We start from the raw sequence: 20,830 nt of genomic DNA, 5'->3' as shown, positions 1-20,830 counted from the left end.
TCTCGGGTGCGATTTTCAGCGAACAGCCGTCGCGGTGATGGAGCGGGGACCGCGGCCGATGGCGACCATTCCGGACTGCACCATCTCACGCACGCCGTAGGGCTCGAGCATCCGGCGCAGCGCCTCGATCTTGTCGGCTGTCCCGGTCGCCTCGATGGTCAGCGCCTCCGGCGAGACGTCCACCACCTTGGCACGGAAGAGCTGCACTGTCTCCAGCACCTGGCTGCGCACGGTCGCGTCCGCGCGCACCTTCACCAACAACAGTTCGCGCTGGACCGCGGAACTCGGTTCGAGCTCCACGATCTTGATCACGTTCACCAGCTTGTTGAGCTGCTTTGTCACCTGTTCGAGTGGCAATTCGTCGACCGCGACCACGATGGTCATCCTGGACACGTCTGGGTGCTCGGTCGGTCCGACGGCGAGCGACTCGATGTTAAAGCCGCGCCGGGAGAACAATCCGGCAACGCGAGCAAGCACACCCGGCTTGTTCTCGACAAGAACGCTCAGTGTGTGGGTGGACATCAGATCTCATCCTCGTCGAACAGCGGCCGGATCCCTCTGGCCGCCATGATCTCGTCGTTGCCGGTGCCCGCCGCGACCATCGGCCACACCTGCGCGTCCTTGCCGACCACGAAGTCGATCACGACGGGGCGGTCGTTGATCTCCATCGCCCGCTTGATCACGGTGTCGACCTGCTCACGAGTCTCGCACCGCAGGCCCGCGCAGCCCAATGCCTCAGCGAGCAGCGTGAAGTCCGGAATCCGGTGCTTGTGCGTGCCGAGATCGGTGTTCGAGTAGCGCTCCGAGTAGAACAGGTTCTGCCACTGGCGGACCATGCCGAGGTTGCCGTTGTTGATCACGGCAACCTTGATCGGCGCGCCCTCGATGGCGCACGTGGCCAGCTCCTGGTTGGTCATCTGGAAGCAGCCGTCGCCGTCGATCGCCCACACTTGCGTGTCCGGCATGCCGAACTTGGCGCCCATCGCGGCCGGGACCGCGAAGCCCATCGTGCCGAGACCACCGGAGTTGATCCACGTCATCGGCTTCTCGTAGTTGATGAACTGCGCCGCCCACATCTGGTGCTGGCCGACGCCCGCCGTGTAGATCGCGTCCGGGCCGACGAGCTCGCCGATCCGCTCGATCACGTACTGCGGCGACAGCGTGCCGTCCGACGGCCACTCGTAGCCCTTCGGGAACGTCTCCCGCCAGCTGTTCACCTGCGCCCACCACTGGGTCAGGTCCGCCTTGTGCCGCTCGTGCTCGGCCTGCACCGCGGTGATCAGCTCGGTGATGATCTCCTTGCAGTCACCCACGATCGGCACGTCGGCCTTGCGGTTCTTGGAGATCTCCGCCGGGTCGATGTCGGCGTGCACGACCTGCGCCTCCGGCGCGAACGAGTCGAGCTTGCCGGTGACCCGGTCGTCGAACCGGGCACCGAGCGCGATGATCAGGTCGGACCGCTGGAGGCAGCCCACCGCCGCCACCGATCCGTGCATTCCGGGCATACCAAGGTGTTGCGGGTGCGAGTCGGGGAACGCGCCCCGCGCCATCAGCGTGGTGACCACCGGGATGTTGGTCAGCTCGGCGAGCCTGAGCAACTCGGCCGAGGACTCCGACTTGATCACGCCGCCGCCGACGTAGAGGACCGGACGGCGAGCCGAAGCGATCAGCTTCGCGGCCTCGCGCACCTGCTTGCCGTGCGGCCGGGTCGTCGGCCGGTAGCCAGGCAGGTGGATCTCGGGCGGCCAGGAGAAGCTGGTGGTCTCCTGCAGCACGTCCTTGGGGATGTCCACCAGCACCGGGCCGGGTCGGCCGGTCGAAGCCAGGTGGAACGCCTCGGCGATGGTCCGCGGGATCTCCGCCGGATCGGTGACGAGGAAGTTGTGCTTGGTGATCGGCAGCGTGATGCCGCAGATGTCCGCCTCCTGGAAGGCGTCGGTGCCGATCAGCGCCCTGGTCTGCTGGCCGGTGATGGCCACGACCGGGACGGAGTCCATGTTCGCGTCCGCGAGCGGGGTGACCAGGTTGGTCGCGCCAGGACCGGAGGTCGCCATGCAGACCCCGACCTTGCCGGTGGCCTGCGCGTACCCGGTGGCCGCGTGGCCGGCACCCTGCTCGTGCCGGACCAGGACGTGGCGGACCTTGGTGGAGTCGAGCAGCGGGTCGTACGCCGGCAGGATGGTTCCTCCGGGAATGCCGAAGACCACCTCGCAACCGACTGCCTCGAGCGAACGGACCAGCGACTGGGCGCCGTTGACACGCACCGGGGCGCCGGAGGGCGGCGCTGGTTTCGGACGGTTGGCCGGGGCGGAGTGATCCCCTGGTTTGGGATCAGCTCCCGGTTTCGGCGCCCCGGGCTTCGCGGCGGGTCGCGATGTAGCGCTCGTCATCGGTTCTGCCTCGTGAGTCAGTGGTCGGTTATGGGGTCCGGACACGAAAAAACCCCCGTCGACCGGATGGGTCGCACGAGGGTCGCGCGTCGACGAGTCTGTAGCCCTAAGCGTCGACGCGCTTGGGAAGTACGAGACCAATCGGGTTGAACATAGGGCGACGGTAGTGCGGATCGTGCGCACGCGTCAAATCTGCGGGACGCCAATCCCGAATAGTGGACCCGATCGGGGGACCCGCCGACCGGCCGGTGACGCTGAACAGGCACCATCAGTACGTGACCGTCAGCAAGGTGGTCTTCCGGACCCCACCGACCGCCCACCTCGGTGCGCTACTGCTCGCCGTTGCCGCAACGCCGTTCGCTTTCGCCGCGCCGGGCTTGTTCGGGATCTACGCGATACCGATCGCGATGATCCTTTGGGTGGTCCGCCATCGCACGACCGCTGACACCGACGGCCTGACCGCACGCGACATGTTCACCAGCAAGACCATGAAATGGGACGACCTGGCGTCGCTGAAGATCGATCGCGGCCGGGTGGCCGCGGTCGGCACCGACGGCACCGTGACCCGGTTGCCGGGTGTCCGACTGCGACACGTGTCACTGCTTTCCCGAGTCAGCGGCGGCCGTATCCCCGACCCTGCTGCCGATCCCGAAGCAAGCGACGAGGAAACTCCGGCCACACCGGACACCTCGGCGGAGTAACCTCGCGGCTGATCCACCACGTTCTGACCTTTGGAGGGGCGATGCCCCAGTTGCGCTCCCGCACGACCACTCACGGCCGCAACGCCGCAGGCGCCCGCGCGCTCTGGCGTGCGACCGGTATGACGGATTCCGACTTCGGCAAGCCGATCGTGGCGATCGCCAACTCCTACACGCAGTTCGTGCCGGGCCACGTACACCTTCGCGACCTCGGTGACATCGTCGCCGAAGCCGTGCGCGAGGCGGGCGGTGTCGCGCGTGAGTTCCACACCATCGCGGTGGACGACGGGATCGCGATGGGCCACAGTGGAATGCTGTACTCCCTGCCGTCCCGCGAGATCATCGCGGACTCGGTCGAGTACATGGTCAACGCGCACCAGGCGGACGCGCTGGTGTGCATCTCCAACTGCGACAAGATCACGCCGGGCATGCTGAACGCGGCCATGCGGCTCAACATCCCGACGGTGTTCGTCTCCGGTGGGCCGATGGAGGCGGGCAAGGCCGTGATCGTGGACGGTGTCGCACAGGCACCGACCGACCTGATCACCGCCATCGCGGCCTCCGCGAACCCGTCCGTCGACGAGGACGGCTTGTCCATTGTGGAGCGCTCGGCCTGCCCGACGTGCGGCTCGTGCTCCGGGATGTTCACGGCGAACTCGATGAACTGCCTCACCGAGGCGCTCGGGCTGGCGTTGCCGGGCAACGGCTCCACTCTGGCCACGCACGCCGCGCGCCGTGACCTGTTCTCCCGGGCCGGAACGACCGTCGTGGAACTGGCCAAGCGTTGGTACGGCTCCGACGACTCCAGTGTCCTGCCGCGCTCGATCGCGTCCCGCAAGGCCTTCGAGAACGCGATGGCGTTGGACATGGCGATGGGCGGCTCGACCAACACGGTCCTGCACATCCTGGCCGCGGCACAGGAGGGCGGGGTCGACTTCACGCTGGCCGACATCGACGCGATCAGCCGCCGCGTGCCGTGCCTGTCGAAGGTCTCGCCGAACTCCGACTACCACATGGAAGACGTGCACCGGGCCGGTGGGATTCCGGCGATCCTCGGTGAGCTCGACCGCGCGGGCCTGCTCAACCGGGACGTCCACTCGGTGCACAGCGCGGACCTGTCGGGCTGGTTGTCCGAATGGGACGTCCGATCCGGATCGGCTTCCGACGCGGCGATCGAGCTCTTCCACGCGGCGCCTGGCGGCGTGCGGACCACGGAGGCGTTCTCCACGACCAACCGCTGGTCTTCTTTGGACACCGACGCCGCTTCCGGATGTATCCGTGACAAGGAGCACGCGTACACCGCTGACGGCGGTTTGGCCGTGCTGCGCGGCAACCTGGCCGAGAACGGCGCGGTCATCAAGTCGGCTGGAATCGATCCGTCGTTGTTCCGGTTCCAAGGTCCTGCGCGCGTGGTGGAAAGCCAGGAGCAGGCGGTGTCGGTGATCCTGAACAAGGAGATCCAGCCGGGCGACGTGCTCGTGGTGCGCTACGAAGGCCCCGCGGGCGGCCCAGGGATGCAGGAGATGTTGCACCCCACGGCATTCCTGAAGGGTGCCGGGCTGGGTAAGAAGTGCGCACTGATCACCGACGGCCGCTTCTCCGGCGGCTCATCGGGTTTGTCGGTCGGGCACATCTCGCCCGAGGCGGCGGGCGCGGGCACGATCGGCCTGGTCCAGGACGGCGACCAGATCCTGATCGACGTGACCACCCGGACACTGGAACTGCTTGTGCCGCAGGAAGTTCTGGCCGAGCGACGGGCGAAGATGGAGTCCAGTGAGCGGCCGTGGCAGCCGGTCGACCGGGATCGCCCTGTCACCACGGCTTTGCGGGCGTACGCACACATGGCGACCGACGCGTCCACAGGCGCGGTGCGGCGCATCCCGTCCTGACTTCTTCAATGATTTGGCTCTGTCAAAGGTGAGCCGGCGCACCTAGGTGCGTCGGCTCACGGCATTTCTTGTCCGGCTTTCGTGTCATTTTCGTATGGCTACGGATTGTTGCACCCTGAGGTCCGGCGCGCGTCCTGTCACCAGATCACAAGAGGTGGTCTTATGACGAAAACCGTCGCCGTCCCGGACATCAACGCGGTCTTCCGTGATCAGCCAACGGCTCCCCCTGTCCACAAAGGACCACTCGGCGCCGTCGCCGAGTTCTACCGTGACCCGTTGGCTCGGGTGACGTTGCTGGTCACGTCGCTGTTGTTGTGTTACGTGGGCGGTGCCGCGATGTTCTTCGTGCACGCGATCCACTTCAACGAAGGCGGACCGGCGATCAGCCCGTACCTGCACTGGGCGCTGGACTCGTCGTTCGGCTTCATCGCGCTCACCCCGATCATCGCGGTGCTGCTGCCACTGACGGTCTGGCTGATCCGCGGACGGCCGCGCTGGCTGTTCCCGCTCGTGTTCGGATTGTCGTTCGCGGTGATCACCATCCCAGGCCCACTGGCACACGACATGTTCGTGGCCAGAGGCACACCCATCGCCGCGTTCGTCACCCACCACTTCGGCGACCACTCGATCGTGATGCCACCGCCGACCGAGTACACCGCCTTGGCCAAGATGACCCACCAGTTCGTCGCGGGTCTCCCGGTCTACGTGGTGTTGTCCATAGTGGCCTACTGGGTCATCCGCGTATCGGCTCGGCATCGGCGATCGGGCTAGAAATACGGATCCAGTTCCGGCCCCACGTGTAGTCCAGTCGGCTATCGTCGGCGTGTGCTTAAGGTCCTGGTCACTCGCGAGATGGTCGACGAAGCGATGCACGCACTGGAAGGCCAGTGCGAGGTCGACCTGTACACCGGTCCGCCGGAGGCCATGCCGCGCGACGAATTCCTCAAGCGCGCCAACGGCAAAGACGGCCTGCTGACCATGCTGTCCGAGCGGGTCGACGCGGAACTCCTCGACGCGGCGGGCCCCCAGTTGAAGATCGTGGCCAATCACGCGGTCGGCTACGACAACATCGACGTGGCGGAATGCACCAGGCGTGGCGTGCTGGTGGCGAACACCCCCGACGTCCTCACCGAGGCCACCGCCGACCTCGCGTGGGCGCTGATCCTGGCGTGTGTCCGCAGGATCGCCGAGGGCGACCGGTTTCTGCGCACGGAAACCCCGTGGATCTGGGGTCCGCGGATGATGCTCGGTCACGAGCTGTACGGCAAAACCCTTGGCATCGTCGGTTACGGCCGGATCGGGCAGGCGACGGCGAAACGGGCCGAGGGTTTCGGGATGCGGGTGATTCACAACTCCCGCTCAGGTGGCGTCCCGTTCGACACCTTGATCGCCGAGTCCGATGTGATCTCGGTTCACGCGCCCCTGACGCCTGAGACCAAGCACCTCTTCAACGCCGATGTCTTCACCAGGATGAAGCCCACCGCGGTTCTGGTGAACACCGCGCGTGGGCCCCTTGTCGACGAGGCCGCGTTGGCGCGAGCGTTGCGCGCAGGCGAGATCTTCGCGGCTGGGCTGGACGTCTTCGAACGGGAACCTCAGGTCGAGAAGACCTTGCTGGACTTGGACAACGTCACGCTCGTGCCGCATCTGGGCAGTGCGACCGTCCAGACCCGGGCGGCGATGGGCCTTTTCGCCGTCGAGAACCTGCTCAACGGCATCGCCGGGCATCGCCCCCGGGCCTTGGTCAACCCGGAAGTCCTTACCTGAACACGACAAGCGTGACGACGGACAGTCCAGCCGCGACGATCAGCATGAACAGCCCCAGCGGGACCGGGCGACGACCCCACGGGGTCGGGCGGTCCAGCGAGATCCGCCCCGGGCCGGTGAACAGCAGCATGAACGCCGCCGTGCCCAGCGCGAGCTCCCACTCGAAGCCGCGCGGCGGGCTGAAGAACCCGTTGCCCCACTTCAGGAAGACCACGTTGGCCATCACGCCGAGGATCGCCGCCGCGCCGATCGGGGTGAACAGCCCGAGCACCAGCAGCACGCCGCCGACCAGCTCGGACACGCCGGTCGCCCAGGCGAGGATCGTGATCTGGCTGAAGCCCTGCGTGCCGAGGAACTGCGCGAACCCGTCGATGCCCGGGCCGTTGAACAGGCCGAACAGCTTCTGCAACGCGTGCAGGATGAACGTGCCGCCGAGCACGAGGCGCAGCACGAGCAGACCGAAGTCCAGGCCGCCGTGCCACGCGTAAACCGGCTTGGTTCGCTCCTCCTCGTCGGCCCCCGGTCTGGACAGCACGGTTGTCGTGGACGAGCTGCTGTAGCCGGAATCGTCGTACCGGCCGTAATCCTCGTCCGACGGCTCACTCATCCGGTGCGCACCGGAGTAGTCGTCGCCGCCCGTGGAATACATACCTGGGTACCCGCCCGCGGTCCTCGAGCGGTCATCGTCGGTACTCACGGCGGGGAGGGTACGGGATAACGCGGGAAAACGCTCTACAAAGTTTTTATCAGTATTCGCCACGCACGAGATTCGCTGGTTTCTCACCCGCCGCGAACATCGCGATCTGGCTTGCCGCCACGGCATAGGCGCGTTCGAAGTTGCGCGCGCACGTCCCGGCGACGTGCGGGGTCAGCAGCAGGCCAGGGGCCGTCCACAGTGGATGATCCGACGGCAGCGGCTCGGGATCGGTGACGTCGAGCGCGGCGCGCAACCGGCCCGATCGCAGTTCGGCCAGCAAGTCGTCGGTGACCACAACCGATCCTCGGGCCGCGTTCACCAGCACGGCACTGTCTGCCATCTGGGACAAGAACTCCGCATCCACCATTCCGACGGTTTTCGGGGTGACGGGCACCATCAGAACGACAGCGTCGTGATCGCCGAGCAACTGGGGAAGTTCGGCAACACCGTGAACGCCTTCCCGCGCGGTCGTGCCGACCATCGTCACGTGCGCGTCGAACGCTTCCAACCTGCGCTTGAGCTGATTTCCAAGGTCGCCAGCGCCGATTGTCAGCACGCGTTTACCTTGCAGCGTGTCGGTCTTGTGCAAGTCCCAGCGGCGGTCGGCCTGCGCGGCGGCGAACTCGCGCATCTCACGGTAGATCGTCAGCAGCGCGGCCATCACCCACTCGGCCGTGCTGCCGCCGTGCGCACCTCGGCAATTGGCGAGCATGATCCCGTCCGGCACCTTGCCGATCCAGCTCTCCGCGCCCGCCGAGAGCAGCTGCACGAGCTTGAGGTTCGGCAGCTGCGGGAGGTACGTGATCGCCCGCGCTCCCGCCTGGAAGCCGGGGATCAGCACGTCCGCTTGCCCGGCGCCGGGTGGCAAGGGTTCGCCGACCTCGAATCGGACTGGTCGCACGCCTGGCAGCTCGGCCAGCACGGACATTCCGTGATCATCAGGTACCAGAACAGTGATCGGCACGAAAACAACAGTAGGCCGTATTCATTTGGGCGGCCTGACTAGGGCAGACTCTGCGTCGATGCACGAACACGACGTGACCTCGCCGGACGGGACGAGGATTCGCGGCTGGCGCACCGACAACCCGGGCCCGCCGGTGTTGCTGTGCCCGGGACTGGGCACAGCGCCGGAAGTGTGGCCGATGCTGCTGGTACCGGACTTGGGCGCCCGGGTGCTGTCGTGGTACCCGCGCGGCACGATGGGTTCGGACCGACCGGCTGACGAGAGCCGGATCGAGCTGGCCGATCACGTCGCGGACGCGCTGGCCGTGCTGGACGCGGCGGGCGTGCGGCGCTGTGTCGTGATGGGCTGGTCGGTCGGTGTGATGGTGGCCGCCGAACTGGCCCGCAGACACCCGGAACGGGTCTCCGGCTTGATGTTCACCGCGGGTGTGCCGGGTGATCTGTTCGGCGCGATGCTCAGTTCGCTGGGAATTCCGGCAGTACTGCGCCGCGCGCTCACGTTGACCGGCACACACGCGTTGCGCGCGATGTCGCCGCTGATCGACGCGGTCATGCAGCGCGTCCCGATGAACAAGGTCACCGCGACAGTCGCCCAGCACAGCGGCCTGATGCTGCCCGGCGCGGACACCCAGGCGGTCATCCGCATGCTGCGCCAGTTCGTGCAGCACGACTGGCGCTGGTACTTCACCCTGGCACTCGCTGTCAGTTCCGTACCCGCGAGGGATCTGCGGGGCGTGACGTGTCCGATCACCGTGCTCGCCGGGCAGTACGACCTGATGGCCTCGCCGGAGCGGGCGGCGAAACCGGTCGCGATGCTGCCGCAGGCCCGCGTCCGGATCGTCCCGACCAGCCATTTCCTGCCGCTCGAAGCCCCGGATGTGGTGGTCGAGGAGCTGCGCATGTTGCTGCGCAGGGTCGTCGCGGTCGAGCGTGCGCGGGACCTGGCCCGGCCACCGAGCCGCGATCCGATCGACGCGTTGATCCCGCCCGCGCTTACCTACGGTTCACGGCTGCGCACCTAGCCTGGGTGACGTGTCACGTTCCGGATGGCGGCTCGCCGCTTGTTGCGTCGCCGCAGGCCTCGCACTCAGCGGCTGCGTGTCGTTCGCCGAACAACCCCCGCCCGCGCACTGGACCGAGCAGCCCCACCTGGCCCCGGAGACCGGCCCGAACGAGGGCAGTGGTCCCGGCGGTGGCGGCGGCCCAGGTGGCGGCGGTAACCAAGGCGGCCCACCGGCCCCGGTTCCCCCGCCGGAGGGCTGCAAGGACTTCCACCCGGCCGTGGTGGGCACGTGCATGGACACCATCGACTCGGTGGCGCCGTTCCCGAACAGCGACCCGCCCGCGGGTCTCGCGGGCGAACGCAAGTCCGGCCGCGTGATGCAGGTCCGGTACGGCTCCGACCCGAGCGCCGTGACCACGCTCCCAGTCGACGGCACGACCGACGGCGGTCTGACCGGTCTCGCGCTGTCGCCGTCGTACGCCGAAGACCAATTGGTCTACGCGTACATCACGACGCCGACCGACAACCGTGTCGTCCGTTTCACCGCTGGTGACACTCCGAAGCCTGTACTGACCGGCATTCCTCGCGGTCCGTCCGGCAACCGTGGCGCGTTGTTGCGTGACCGCACCGGCAATCTGCTTGTGGCAACGGGCGACGCGGGCAACCCCGCACTGGCGGCGGACCCGAAGTCGTTGGCGGGCAAGCTGCTTCGCATTGATACGAGCGGAAAACCCGCCAAGGGCAATCCAGACCCGAGTTCGGCCGTGCTTGCCAGTGGTTTCCACTCGCCAGGCGGCATCTGCGTCGGCGTGGACAGCCGTCCGTGGGTGACCGACCGGTCGGCGCAGCGGGACGCGGTCTTCCGGGTGGATCCGGGCAAGCCGCTGGGCAATCCGGTGTGGAGCTGGCCGGAGAGGCCCGGTGTCGCAGGCTGTGTGGTGACGCCCTCGCTGCTGATGGTGGCCACGTCGACCGCCGGGAACATGCAGAACCTGCCGCTCAGCCCGGAAGGCGTGATCACCCAGAAGCCCACGGTGTCCATGCAGGACAAGGAGGGCTTCGGCCGGCTTGGCGGGATGGCCGTGCTGGACCCGACCTACGCGTTGGCCGGGACCGTCAACAAGTCCGGAGGCACCCCGGTGTCCAGCGATGACCGGGTCATCCTCGTGTCGATCGTGCCGCCCAACGTGGGTGGCGGCGGCAAGGACTAGCTTCCAGACGGCGCAACATGGCTCGGCGAGTGGCTGCTTGCCGTTTGTTGCACGCTTTTATGGACATTTGACGTGCCACAGTTCCCCCATCGACCTATTCGGATCAAGGGGGATTCATGAAGCGGTTGTGCACAGTCCTGCTCGCGGCAGGTTTGGGGTTGGGGACGGTGGTCGCCGCACCGTCAGCCGCCGCGGCACCCACGCAATGCCAGTACGTCGCCCGCGACCTGCCGATCCCCGCTGGGGCTACGGGTGCGGAGGTCATCGCGTCGTCGAGCGATGACAAGTTACTCGTCGGCGAGGTCTACGGGGATCCTGAGCTGCAGGCCGTGGTGTGGCGGAACGGTGAGATCTACCAGGTGATGAAGTCGCCTTACCCGCCCCGCATGACTCCACGAGGTATCAACAAAAACGGCGTGATCGTCGGCTGGATGGACGACCTTCGCAGCTACACCGCGTACCGCCAGCTGATCGGCCGCTACTTCAAGCTGCACACGGAACCGGGCGACCATTCGATCGCGACCGCCGTCAACGACAACGGCGATGTCGCGGGCGCGATTTTCCCGATCGACGGGCCGGACGTACGAACCGCAGTGGTGTGGGAACGGGACAAGCCTGGCTACACGGTGGTCGGCCCCGGCCAGGCGGTCCTCGTGACCAACGACCGCAAGGTGCTGACCAACGAAGGCCTCCTGTTCGACCTCAACACCAAGACCAGCGTGTCACTGGGCGCGCGCGAGCCGTTCTCCCTGGACAACGGACGGATCTTCGGCTGGGGCTTCGGGTCCATCCCGGAGTGGAACACCTCCGGTCAGCTGGTCGCCATCTACGACCTCGGTGTCCAAGGGCTCGGCGTCAACAACCACAACACCCTGTTCGGAAGCTTCGGCCCAAGCACCGTCAACCCGGGTCTGTGGCGCAACGGCACATGGACCGCCATCCAAGCCGACAAGCTTCCGATCACGTCGGGCTACGGCGACATCTCCGACGACGAAGTCATCACCGGCAACTACCGCGCCACCAGTGGCGACAGGGTCGCGGCCCAATGGTTCTGCGCACCGTGACTCAAGGGGGACATATGAAGCTGCTTACCGCGTTGGTCACGGCAGGCTTAGGTTTGGCGGCAGTCGTCGCCCCGTCAGCCGCCGCAGCACCCACCCAATGCCAATACGTCGCCCGCGACCTGCCAATACCTAGTGGTGCTGACAGAGCGTTCGCTGTGGCGTCCTCCAGCGACGACAGGTTGGTCCTCGGGTCGTACTCGGCGCAGGGCAATCAGCATGCTGTGCTCTGGCGCAACGGCGCGATCCACCAAGTGCTGCCGTCACCGCCCAACAGCATCGTGAGTCCGACCGGCGTCAACAAGCACGGCGTGGTCGTCGGACAGGTGGCAGGCAATGGCCTGCGGGCATACCGGCAGCTGCTCGGCCGCTTCTTCACGCTGTACACGACACCAGACCACCACTCGTACGCCACGGCCATCAACGACAACGGCGACATCGCGGGCGGGCTCACGTCCGTCTCCGACCCAGCACAACTCACGGCGGTCGTGTGGGAGCGGGACAAGCCGGAGTACACAGTGGTCGGTGACGGCACGGCGGTCCTCGTGACCACGGACCGCAAGGTGCTGACGGACAAGGGAATCCTGTTCGACCTCGCCACCAGGACCAGTGTGGACCTGGCCGCGACGGCACCGTTCGTGCTGGACAACGAGCGGATCTTCGGCTGGGGCTTCGGGTCGCTCCCGGAGTGGAACACTCGCGGGCAGCTCGTGGCGACCTACGACCTCGGTGTCGAGGCTCTCGGCGTCAACAGCCACAACACCCTGTTCGGCGGGTACGGGCCGAGCCCTGTCATTCCGGGCTTGTGGCGCAACGGGACGTGGACTCCGATCCAGGCCGACAAACTGCCGCTGACGTACGGCTACGGCGACGTCACCGACGACGAAGTCCTTATCGGCAACCATGAGGGCATCCGCGGCCTGATGACCGCGGCCCAATGGTTCTGCATGCCCTGAGTCACTGGCCGATCAGGCCGCGGCCCACTTCCAGGGCCGCGGCCTGCTTCTCCGCCTGAGTCGCGTCCGTCTCCTGCAGGGCGAACTGGCCCATGTGCAGGACCATGATCGAAAGGCGGGCCTTGAGCTGGTCGGTCAGCGAGGCACCCGGGTCGACCAGGAACTCGACGAACGCCTTCATCCGCTCATGGCCTTTCAAGCCCGCCGCCAGCTCCCGTAGCGCGGGCTGGTTTTCCTGCATCAGGCGCATCAGCTTGAAGTGCCCGCCACCTTCGTTGATCGCCGCCGCGTAGCGCTCCAGCAGCTCACGGCGGTTCTCCGGGGTCGGGTCCTTGCCGGCCATCCACTCGGAGACCTTGTCGAGCCGTTCACCCGCCGCCTGCAGCAGGCTGGTGATGATCTCTTCCTTGGTCTTGAAGTGGTAGTACAGCGCCGCCTTGGTCACGCCGAGGCGCTCGGCGATCTCCCGCAGCGAGGTCTTGTCGTAGCCCTGCTCGCCGAAGAGCTCGAGGGCGACGTCCTGGATCTTTTCCCTGGTATCGGACCTGGTGCCCATGTTCTCTCCCGAACTTACTTGACGACCGGCTAGCGGTTAGCTTACCGTACGGCTAGCAAGTTACCTAGCCGGGCGGCAAGTAAGCATAGCGGGGATCGGATGACGACAGCACCTCTCACCAAGCGCAAGCAGTACACAGTCTTCGCCGGACTGATGATCGGCATCCTGTTGGCCATGCTCGACAACATGATCGTCGGCACCGCCATGCCGACGATCGTCGGGGACCTCGGTGGCCTCAATCACTTCGCCTGGGTGGTCACGGCGTACACCCTCGCCTCCGCGGTCTCCACGCCGATCTGGGGGAAGCTGAGCGACCTCTACGGCCGCAAAGGCATGTTCATGGCCTCGATCGTGCTGTTCCTGATCGGCTCCGCGCTGGCAGGCACGTCAGGGTCGATGACGGAGCTGATCGCGTACCGCGCGGTGCAAGGCCTGGGCGCGGGTGGCCTGATGGTCGGCGCCATGGCGATCATGGCCGAGATGGTCCCGCCTCGTGAGCGCGGCAAGATCCAGGGCATGTTCGCGGCCGTGATGCCGGTCGCGATGGTCGGCGGGCCGTTCCTCGGCGGGTTCATCACCGACTACCTGGACTGGCGCTGGGCGTTCTACGTGAACCTGCCGCTGGGCATCCTCGCCCTGTTCGTGGTGGGCGCGACGTTGAACCTGCCGAAGCGCACCGCCGGCAAGGCCGTGATCGACTACTGGGGCGCGGGACTGCTGACGCTGGGCATCGGTTCACTGGTGCTGTTCGCGACCTGGGGTGGCACGGAGTACGCGTGGGGCTCGTGGCAGATCGTCGGCCTCGGCGTGCTGACGGTCGTCGCGCTGGCGGCGTTCGTCTGGGTCGAGAACCGCGTCGCGGAGCCGATCCTGCCGCTGAAGCTGTTCAAGATCCGCAACTTCACGCTGGCCTCGGTACTGGCGTTCATGTCCGGCTTCGCGATGTTCGGCGCGGTCAGCTTCCTGCCGCAGTACCAGCAAATCGTGCAAGGCGCGTCGGCGACGAACAGCGGGTTGCTGCTGCTGCCGATGATGGCGGGAGTGCTGGTCTTCTCGACCGTGGCAGGCCAGCTGACCAGCCGGACCGGGCACTACCGCAGTTTCCCGATCATCGGCATGGGCGTGATGGCGGTGGGCACGTTCCTGCTCACCCAGCTGGATCTGACCACGAGTTCGTTCACGTCGAGTATGTACATCGTCGTGATCGGCGCGGGGCTTGGCTTCCTGATGGGTACGACCAACCTGATCGCGCAGAACAGCGTTGAGATGCGTGACCTGGGCGTCGCGACGAGCACGGCCACCTTCGCCCGGAGCATCGGTGGCTCACTGGGAGTCGCGGTGCTCGGGTCGATCTTCAGCAGCCGGGTGAACGACAGCATGACGTCGGCTCTCGGGTCGGCCGGTGCTCAGCTGACGAGCGGCGGCGGGCAGTTGAGCCCGAAGATGATCGAAGGGCTGCCCGCTCCGGTCAGGGACGCCTACCTCGGCGGGATGGTCTCCGGGATCCAGAGCATCTTCTTGTGGGCCACGGTGTTCATCGCGATCGGCTTCGTGGTCTCGTGGTTCGTCAAGTCCGAGCCGCTGCGGGACTTCACCGTCGCTTCTTCGTCAGACGCGCAGGAGAGTCCGGCCAAGCCGGTTCCGGTCCTCGCGGACTGACCCGGGGAAGACGAAAGCGGGCCATCCATCGGGGGATGGCCCGCTTTCGGCTGTGCGACATTCGATGCCGTGGACGACGCGCGGTACCGCAAAGGCGATCTCCTCTTCACCACGGACCAACTGAGCCTGATGGCTGAGCTGGCGCAGACCCTGCGCCGACCGACTGGCCACGTGTTCTTCCGGGAAGGCGAGCAGTCCGGCGCGGTCCTGCTCATCAAAGAAGGCCACGTCCGCGGGGTCATCGGCAACCCGCCTCGCGCCGTGGCCATCAGGAAGCCCGGCGATCTGGTCGGCGAGATGGCGGCGATCACGCAGGAACCACAAGCCGCGACCGTCATCGCGCACGACGAGGTCGTCGTTCAGCACCTGCCGGGCCATGCTTTCGTGGACCTCCTGTACCGCGAACCACGGCTGATGCACGCCTTGCTCCTGCACACGCAGCAGCGGCTCCAACAAGCAACAAGCAAGATCGTCGACACCGACCTGGCCGCCGGACGAAGGCTGGCGAAAGCCATCGTCGAGTTGATCGACATAGGCGTGGCGGAGGGAAATGTCCTCCGGTTTTCGCAGTCAGACCTGGCTTCGCTCGCGGGCATATCGGTGGAGTCCGCGCAGAAAACCCTCGGTCTCCTACGAGACAACGAGATCGTCGAGACTGCTCGAGGCGAGATTAGGCTGAGGGATGTCGAGGCGCTCAGAGAGATCGCACTGAGCAACCGCTAGGGTCGGCAACAGCGATCGGGATGGCTTCGCAAAGGTATCTGGGCCGTCTCACCCGTCTGGCCGCTCATGAAGGCAGACGGACACTCTTCGCTCCAAAATGCTCGCACAACTCCATGTCTGGATTGCTCAACGTAACCCAGGCAAGGAGTTGTTGCAGTCGTCTCCGCTCTGTGCGGTCGTTATTCCTGACACGCGCCTGTTGCAGGCTCTCGATGGCCAACATCTTGTTTCCCGAGTCAACTAACGACTCTGCCGCAGCGAGACGGGTTCGCATGGCCGTTGCACGCTCGACCACTACCTCCTGCCACAAATGCGTCGCCTCTGCCAGAGCACCGCACTCCGCGAGAGTGTTGGCTATAGCGTGGAGACTTTGGGCTGTCTGGTTCTGTTGTACGAGGTTTAGGATGTTGCTAGCAGCCTCCAAACCTACTGTTGACAGCAGGCATTCAATGGCTTCCTGTGCATGATCGCGTGTCGCGGTCGAGTCTCCCAGAATTTCCCATGCCCAGGCAGCCGCTTGACGGTCGCCACCCCTGGTGGCCAAGGTCGTGAGAAGGGCAGCTCGCTCGGCTACGCTGAGACGCGGCCGCTTCGCAAGCGCCGCAAGGACGTTCCCCAACGCCCCGTTGCCCTGCGCGGCGAACCAGGCTCTGACAGCCACTGCGAGGTCAACTCCGTCTGACTCCGGTGCGGCGACGATTGTCTGGGCCAGTTCGACCGAGCGCCTGGACTCACCGAGCTCAGCGAGCGTCTCAGCCAAGACTGCCCGGTCCCACAGCGAGGTGCCTGCCCGCGCTTCAAGTAACGTAACTACGTCGCGGACGGCGTCTGCGGGCCCAGTAGCGACCACCGCCTCAGCAGCGATCGCCTGGTCGGTTGAGTCTGACCGAGGATCGCGAAGGACCTGAAGGGCAAAGTCGGCGACGACGTCGTGACGACCAGTCTTGGCGATGACCTTGCTGAGACGTGCCCTCGCCCAGGGGTCTACCTCGCGGCTCGCGACAATGATGAGGATTTCATCCACCACCTGGTCGCCCGCTGCCGTCAGCCACGCCTCAGCGGCGTCATCCAGATTCGCTGCGAGTCTCTGGTCATCGATTACGGCTCTCCGGGCCAAAGCGACTGCCTCGTCTCGACACCCAAGTTTGAGGAGGGCCGAGACGAGCGGGGTGGGGTTCCACGAGCCGAAATCGGGTCGACTGGTGACAGCCTCGACTATTTCGTGCGCAGCCATATTCCCGGCGGCTGTTAACCATGTCTCGCAGGCTCCAGCCAGCACCTCGACCGCAGGTTGTGGATCAGTGATCACAGACCGCGCGACGTCGATAGCACGATTGTTCTCGTTGACGGCCATCAGGCCACTCGCAAGAACCGCTCGCGCGGTAACTGAATGGGGAAGATCATCGCACAATAAAAGTAGCAGTCCAGCCGCGTGGCTAGAATCGTCAGGAAAGAGTTCATTCAGCCCTGTCGCCACTCGCAGCAATTCCCAGACGTCCCCCTCTTTCGCCAGCTGAGATAGAAAAGGCAATGCTTGTTGAGGTCCGACCACGCGACCGAAAGCGATAGCAGCCTCCACTCGAGTTATCACCCGAAGCTCGGCGCATTCAAAGATGTGCCGAAGATTTTCGGCAGCCACCTCATTCCCGGTCAGCTCGGCCAGCACGACGAAAGCCTCCGGACAGCTGTAGCCAATAGCTAATTTGGCCTTTATCAACTGTGCGACGGCCACACTGACCAGACCTTTGACAACCGCCGCTCCCTCGCTCGTGCCGGTTTCGGCGAGCAAACGACCGGCCAGCAACAGGTGCTCCACGGTGCCAACTCGGAGCCGGTCCAACACCAGGTCCAGATCATTGCCGCGTTTCACCCATAATGCGAACGTGAACAATGCAAATGTTCTTTGCCCCGGTGTCAAACCACGCTTGACCCAATCGTCAAGTTCCGGGAAATCAGCAGGAATGTCCTGCACATGAGCGCTAGCCGCTACAAACTCGGCCAGCGAATGGTGCAGAAACCTAAGATCGCGATCGTCCCATACAAATAGACCGGTAGCCAAAAGAATCTCGCGCAGGATCTGCTCCCAGTCGCGGGGAAAGGTTTCAGGCTCTGACCCATTCTCGCTCACCCATCTCGTGGCCTCGGCCAGCAAGCCGCCAGATTGCTCGATTTGATGACGCGCGAGGCGGTCGACGAGGTTGTGCCTGCGGTCATGTATCCAGGTAGCAAACCGCTGCTTGCTCGGCTGGGTCGCCCAGGATTCCAGGAAATCTCGTTCAGCAGGACGCCCGGACGCTTCTTCGTCGGTGAGCAAGTCGTAGAAACGCGAGTAAAGGTCCACTCTGCTCGTGGGTAGCGGGCGATCAGGCTGGGTGGTCAACGCGATGGCAGCGATAGTGGCGAGCAGCGGGCTGCCCACCAGAGACCGCAGTCGACCATCAGAGACCTGATGGAGATAGCGCTCGACCAGTTCTGGTGCACGCTGGGTGTCGAACCACTTCTTCGCGAAGACCATCAGCTGTGGGCGGCCGAAGGGCTGGATCGTGTAGATACCGACGTGGTCGCCACGCAATGGGCTGCTTTCCGGGTTTGTCAGTCCGCGAGTGGTGATCACAAACCGGTATGGCGAGCCGGGGCGGGTGTGCGTAGCCAGATCAGCGACCAGCTTTGCCTGCGCGTCCTGGTTGATGATCTCGTCCAGGCCATCGACGAACACCAGCCAGCGCGCGCCCTGCGCGCGGCGTTCAAACAATGCCGGGTGGGGCTGACTGATGGCTTTTCGTCCTAAGGTTCGCCCAGCGGCCTTGGCAAGCACCTCTGGCCAGGGCCGCTCCTCGACGAGGTCACGTGCCACCACCAGGACTGGCAGCACTGGTTCACGCAGTGGCGCGCGGGTCGCGGATTCCTCGCCCAGCCAGATTCGGGCCAGATGACGGGCCAGGTGCCGGCTGAATGTCGACTTGCCACTGCCGGGCTCTCCGATGAGGACCAGGTGTTCTCGTTCTTTGAAGGCATCGTCGGCAGTGATCACCTGCTCCTTCGGGGCAGGCATTTGGCGGTCCTTAACGGCCTGTCGGCGGTCCCGTATTTCAGCTTGCTCGGCCTGGACTGCGGTGTGGTGGACAAGCTGGCGTACATGGACCGCCGACAGGGGCGGCGGCTCGAGACCGAGTTTGCGGTATGGCAGGACGTCCGTAACTGTGCTGAGCGATTCCAGGAGGCTGCGCAACGCCGGCTCCAAAACAGTCGGACGCGGGCGTTGCTCCCAGGAATCCAAACGCGGTGCCTTGGCCAGTTGCTGTGCAACAGCCCGACGATCCACGGCTTCCTTGGCACGGATCCACACCTGCTCGGCCTGCCTGACGTCCTGATGCAGACCACCTGCTACAGCTTTCAAGATATCCACACTGATCATCGCCTCGCCGTTGTACAGGCGATACAGCGTGCTGGATCCCAGTCCTATGTGCTGCGCGAACTCGTTCGGACTGGAGAAGTTCTGTGATGCCAGCGCCCGCTGGAACCATTGCGCCAGCTCAGCAAGCTCGGGGTAACGCTGTATCTTGCCCTGCCGTGGACGTCCGCTTGTCATCGCGACATCCTCCAGAGTTTCCGAGAGTTTCCCAGACTCTAGAGGGAAACCTGCGGGCTCGGGAATAGTCGCTGCATCGACGACGGGAGGAAACACCCATGGACTTGATGCTGGCGATCACACTTCCTCTGGCAGCAGTGATCAGAATGTGGATCGCTTACCGCAGAGAAGTTGCCATCACGCGATGGCGTACCATGCAAATAGCTGTCGCACTGCGCGGCGTACCTGCGAAATACCGCCCTCGAGTGATCAATGCATGCACCCACTTGACACAAGCTGGTACGCCGAAAACCCAAGTAGGACAGAATCGGTAAGTCGTGATCATTGAAAGATACACGCCCTCACGCCTGGGGCGTACGCACAGAGATGCCCCCACGGACGCTTGGGTTCTAGGAGTCGTCGCAACACCCGATCTTCGGGGACGCGATGGACTTCGAGATCCGCAGGGACCGTTCGCCGCAGGGAGCTAGACGACTGGTTCGGGAACGAGCCGCATATCTTGATCTTGTGCGGAAGGGTGTGAGCAGCCGGGAGGCGTGCCGGATCGTTGGTGTCAACTATCGGACCGGCAAACGATGGCGCAACGGCCATCACCAGACACGACACAACCGGGCGGTGCCACCGATCACCTCGGTGGCACCGCCTCCTGGCCCGTGGCGGTATTTGCGTGAGGACGAGCGGATCCATATCGCCGACCGACACCGGGAGAAGGCCTCGATCCGGCAGATCGCGGCCGAGCTTGGCCGTGCCGCGTCCACGATCAGCCGGGAGCTGCGCCGCAACGCCCATCCCGACAGCGGCGACTATCGCCCACACGCGGCCCAGGCCCGCGCCGACGCGCGGCGTCCACGTCCGAAGACCGGCAAGATCGCCGCGAACCCGTGCTGTGCCAGGCCATCCAGGCAGGCCTGGACCTGCGATGGAGCCCGGAACAGATCGTGCGACGGTTACGGCGGGACTTTCCCAACCGCCAGGAGATGCACGTGACCCAGGAGACGATCTACCAGGCCCTCTACGTCCAAGGACGAGGCGAGCTGCGCCGCGAACTCACCAGCGCGGTGCGCACCGGCCGGGCGATACGCCGCCCGCGCCGCCAAGCCCAGCAGCGCACACCGCGGATGATCACACCGATGGTCATGATCAGCGAACGCCCCGCCCAAGCAGACGACCGCGCCGTACCGGGACACTGGGAAGGTGACCTGATCATCGGCAAGGACAACAAATCCGCTATCGGCACCTGGTCGAACGCGCCACCCGCTACGTGATGCTCGTGCACCTGCCCGACGGCCGCACCTCTGATGTGGTGCGCGACGCCCTCACCGACACCATGAGTCACCTGCCCACCCAGCTGCGCAGGTCACTGACCTGGGACCAAGGCGCCGAAATGGCAAGCCACGCCGCGTTCACCATCGCCACCGACATCCCGGTCTACTTCTGCGACCCCCACTCACCCTGGCAACGCGACAGCAACGAAAACACCAACGGCTTGCTGCGCCATACTTTCCCAAAGGCACAGACCTCACCGTCCACAACCGCGAACACCTCGACACGGTCGCCGTCCAACTCAACGGCCGCCCACGCAAAACGCTCGGCTGGGACACCCCCAGCCGAACGTCTCGCCAAACTGCTGGCCGACGCCAGCTAACCACTCGTGTTGCGACGACCCCT

General features: G+C 65.4%; 16 protein-coding genes and 1 pseudogene. 11 read left to right on the top strand and 6 right to left on the bottom strand.

All coding sequences use genetic code 11. From position 1 onward, the window contains the following. Positions 1-15: 15 nt before the first annotated feature. Positions 16-522 (bottom strand): acetolactate synthase small subunit, encoded by a 507-nt coding sequence (ilvN, locus tag B9C43_RS32615; RefSeq protein WP_033380362.1) that lies wholly within the window; start codon positions 520-522, stop codon positions 16-18. After that, positions 522-2,390, bottom strand: coding sequence for an acetolactate synthase large subunit (locus tag B9C43_RS32610; protein ID WP_084430654.1), 1,869 nt, complete (start codon positions 2,388-2,390; stop codon positions 522-524). The genes ilvN and B9C43_RS32610 overlap by 1 nt, the downstream gene beginning before the upstream one ends. Positions 2,391-2,665: 275 nt before the next feature. On the opposite strand from B9C43_RS32610, the gene B9C43_RS32605 reads away from it, so the two are divergent. The 4 genes from B9C43_RS32605 to B9C43_RS32590 all read left to right on the top strand — a co-directional run bounded on the left by B9C43_RS32605 (position 2,666) and on the right by B9C43_RS32590 (position 6,744). Next, on the top strand, positions 2,666-3,091 hold the full coding sequence (locus B9C43_RS32605) for a PH domain-containing protein (RefSeq protein WP_143446753.1): 426 nt from the start codon (positions 2,666-2,668) through the stop codon (positions 3,089-3,091). Positions 3,092-3,132: 41 nt separating this feature from the next. After that, complete coding sequence (gene ilvD / locus B9C43_RS32600) at positions 3,133-4,977, top strand: dihydroxy-acid dehydratase (protein ID WP_084430652.1); 1,845 nt, start codon at positions 3,133-3,135, stop codon at positions 4,975-4,977. A 162-nt stretch (positions 4,978-5,139) separates the two neighbouring features. Next, positions 5,140-5,748: a hypothetical protein gene (locus B9C43_RS32595; protein ID WP_084430651.1), complete on the top strand. Its 609-nt coding sequence runs from the start codon at positions 5,140-5,142 to the stop codon at positions 5,746-5,748. Between the two features lie 54 nt (positions 5,749-5,802). Then, positions 5,803-6,744 (top strand): 2-hydroxyacid dehydrogenase, encoded by a 942-nt coding sequence (locus tag B9C43_RS32590; RefSeq protein WP_084430650.1) that lies wholly within the window; start codon positions 5,803-5,805, stop codon positions 6,742-6,744. Here the strand turns inward: B9C43_RS32590 and B9C43_RS32585 are convergent. Next, entirely contained in the window at positions 6,737-7,441 is a 705-nt protein-coding gene (locus B9C43_RS32585) for a DoxX family protein (protein ID WP_235038983.1), read from the bottom strand. The genes B9C43_RS32590 and B9C43_RS32585 overlap by 8 nt on opposite strands. A gap of 49 nt (positions 7,442-7,490) precedes the next feature. Then, positions 7,491-8,405, bottom strand: a complete 915-nt coding sequence (locus B9C43_RS32580) for a 2-hydroxyacid dehydrogenase (protein WP_084430649.1) — start codon at positions 8,403-8,405, stop codon at positions 7,491-7,493. 58 nt (positions 8,406-8,463) lie between these two features. Between B9C43_RS32580 and B9C43_RS32575 the strand changes: the two genes are divergently transcribed. The 4 genes from B9C43_RS32575 to B9C43_RS32560 all read left to right on the top strand — a co-directional run bounded on the left by B9C43_RS32575 (position 8,464) and on the right by B9C43_RS32560 (position 12,635). Then, entirely contained in the window at positions 8,464-9,426 is a 963-nt protein-coding gene (locus B9C43_RS32575; protein WP_084430648.1) for an alpha/beta fold hydrolase, read from the top strand. A gap of 10 nt (positions 9,427-9,436) precedes the next feature. Beyond that, positions 9,437-10,618, top strand: coding sequence for a PQQ-dependent sugar dehydrogenase (locus B9C43_RS32570; RefSeq protein ID WP_084430647.1), 1,182 nt, complete (start codon positions 9,437-9,439; stop codon positions 10,616-10,618). A 116-nt stretch (positions 10,619-10,734) separates the two neighbouring features. Continuing rightward, positions 10,735-11,682 carry a hypothetical protein gene (locus B9C43_RS32565; RefSeq protein WP_084430646.1) on the top strand — a complete coding sequence of 316 codons (948 nt, stop codon included), beginning with the start codon at positions 10,735-10,737 and terminating at the stop codon, positions 11,680-11,682. Positions 11,683-11,696: 14 nt separating this feature from the next. Beyond that, positions 11,697-12,635 (top strand): hypothetical protein, encoded by a 939-nt coding sequence (locus tag B9C43_RS32560; RefSeq protein WP_143446752.1) that lies wholly within the window; start codon positions 11,697-11,699, stop codon positions 12,633-12,635. A 1-nt stretch (position 12,636) separates the two neighbouring features. On the opposite strand, the gene B9C43_RS32555 is transcribed toward B9C43_RS32560, so the two are convergent. Further along, positions 12,637-13,191: a TetR/AcrR family transcriptional regulator gene (locus B9C43_RS32555; RefSeq protein WP_033380378.1), complete on the bottom strand. Its 555-nt coding sequence runs from the start codon at positions 13,189-13,191 to the stop codon at positions 12,637-12,639. A 99-nt stretch (positions 13,192-13,290) separates the two neighbouring features. Here B9C43_RS32555 and B9C43_RS32550 point away from each other — a divergent pair, with 99 nt between their 5' ends. Together B9C43_RS32550 and B9C43_RS32545 are read left to right on the top strand one after the other, a co-directional pair. Next, positions 13,291-14,850, top strand: a complete 1,560-nt coding sequence (locus tag B9C43_RS32550; RefSeq protein WP_084430644.1) for an MDR family MFS transporter — start codon at positions 13,291-13,293, stop codon at positions 14,848-14,850. Between the two features lie 69 nt (positions 14,851-14,919). Then, positions 14,920-15,573 (top strand): Crp/Fnr family transcriptional regulator, encoded by a 654-nt coding sequence (locus tag B9C43_RS32545; protein WP_084430643.1) that lies wholly within the window; start codon positions 14,920-14,922, stop codon positions 15,571-15,573. A gap of 64 nt (positions 15,574-15,637) precedes the next feature. Here B9C43_RS32545 and B9C43_RS32540 read toward each other — a convergent pair whose 3' ends face one another. After that, positions 15,638-19,162 carry an NACHT domain-containing protein gene (locus B9C43_RS32540; RefSeq protein ID WP_084430642.1) on the bottom strand — a complete coding sequence of 1,175 codons (3,525 nt, stop codon included), beginning with the start codon at positions 19,160-19,162 and terminating at the stop codon, positions 15,638-15,640. Positions 19,163-19,588: 426 nt separating this feature from the next. Between B9C43_RS32540 and B9C43_RS32535 the strand changes: the two are divergent. After that, positions 19,589-20,807 (top strand): annotated as a pseudogene (locus B9C43_RS32535) (IS30 family transposase). Positions 20,808-20,830 lie beyond the last annotated feature (23 nt).

Origin of the sequence: Kibdelosporangium aridum (assembly GCF_900176515.1) — a bacterium.
In the GTDB taxonomy this organism is placed as follows: Bacteria; Actinomycetota; Actinomycetes; order Mycobacteriales; family Pseudonocardiaceae; genus Kibdelosporangium; species Kibdelosporangium aridum.
Note: the sequence above shows the minus strand (reverse complement) of the source record. Positions and strands in the feature narration are given on the sequence as shown.